We start from the raw sequence: 1,195 nt of genomic DNA on the forward strand, positions 1-1,195 counted from the left end.
AAGGGGCTGTTGAAAAGTCCTAATTAATGAAAAGAGATAAAAAACATATGAAAATTCATATAAATTTTATCTCTTTTTTTTACAAAAAAAGTATATTAAATCACTTAAAAACTAGATAAAATCAAGGTTTTGTGATATAATATACTTATGAAATCTTTTGCTAATTATACAACAATTTCTGAAATAAAGCAAACAAAACTTTTTAATGCTTTTTACTACCAAATAGAAGAAGGAGATCCCGTATTGGAATTAATAAATATATTGGAGGAATTAGATTTAACTGAATTTAAAAAAATGTTTCAATACAAAACAAAGATTAATCCTATCAGACTTCTAGCTGTAATAATATATGCATATTCAAGAAAAGTTAAATCGCTTAGAGAAATAGAAAATTATTGTAATGAAAATATCAAATTTAAGTATTTACTTGATGGTACTAAATTAAAAGCATATGCTAATAAATATACTTTTGTATGGAAAAAAGCAGTTATTAAAAATAAAGAAAAGAATAAAATAAAAATAATAGAACTAATTAGTGAATTCAACTCGTATTATGTCATCAAAAAACATACAAATTGTTAAATGAAGAATATGAGAGACATTTAAATATATGAATAATGGTCAATTAAAACCTGGATATAATCTACAAATTGGTGTATCTAGTGAATTAATAGTTGATTTTAAAATTTTTTCTAATCCAACAGATACAAATACATTGATACCTTTTTTAGAATTATGAATACTTAGAGAGTAAAGGGTTAATTTCATATATAAAACCACAAAATTATGAGAAATCTAAAAGTAGAGCTTTTAAAAAAGATTTAAATAGAATAGAGAATATAGTAATAATTCTAAAGAAAATATTGAAACTATTATTGGGAAAGAGTTAAGATTAAATCGTTCAATTCAAGTAGAAGGAGCATTTGCAGTAATAAAAGAAGATATGAAAGTTAGAAAATTGAAAGTAAGAGGTAATAACTCTGTTAATAGAGAACTTACATTTCTAATAATGGGATATAATTTTAAAACACATATAAATAAACTAAAGAATAATAAAAAGGGTAATATATTACACAAGATAAAAGAAATATCATAAATACTTAAAATATTTAAACCCTTATTTTTGTTGTACAAAAAAATTAATAAAATAGAAGGAATTATCTAATTTTTTTAGATTAATCCCTTCTATTTTTTT

The 1,195-nt window shown here is 21.5% G+C and carries 2 protein-coding genes and 1 pseudogene; all 3 read left to right on the forward strand.

Going from position 1 to position 1,195, the window contains the following annotated elements:
- Positions 1 to 294: 294 nt before the first annotated feature.
- Positions 295 to 375: pseudogene (locus GM111_RS08620) on the forward strand (hypothetical protein); the annotation flags it as partial.
- A 235-nt stretch (positions 376 to 610) separates the two neighbouring features.
- Positions 611 to 739 carry a hypothetical protein gene (locus GM111_RS08525; RefSeq protein WP_269320152.1) on the forward strand — a complete coding sequence of 43 codons (129 nt, stop codon included), beginning with the start codon at positions 611 to 613 and terminating at the stop codon, positions 737 to 739.
- Positions 740 to 874: 135 nt separating this feature from the next.
- Positions 875 to 1,096, forward strand: coding sequence for a transposase (locus GM111_RS08030; RefSeq protein ID WP_231479794.1), 222 nt, complete (start codon positions 875 to 877; stop codon positions 1,094 to 1,096).
- Positions 1,097 to 1,195: the final 99 nt, after the last annotated feature.

The sequence above is a fragment of the Streptobacillus canis genome, from assembly GCF_009733925.1.
Taxonomy (GTDB): Bacteria; Fusobacteriota; Fusobacteriia; order Fusobacteriales; family Leptotrichiaceae; genus Streptobacillus; species Streptobacillus canis.

What these genes read in the sequence shown, in the direction of transcription:
- GM111_RS08525 (WP_269320152.1), top strand. Translation starts at nt 611, where the DNA reads ATGAATAATGGTCAATTAAAACCTGGATATAATCTACAAATTGGTGTA.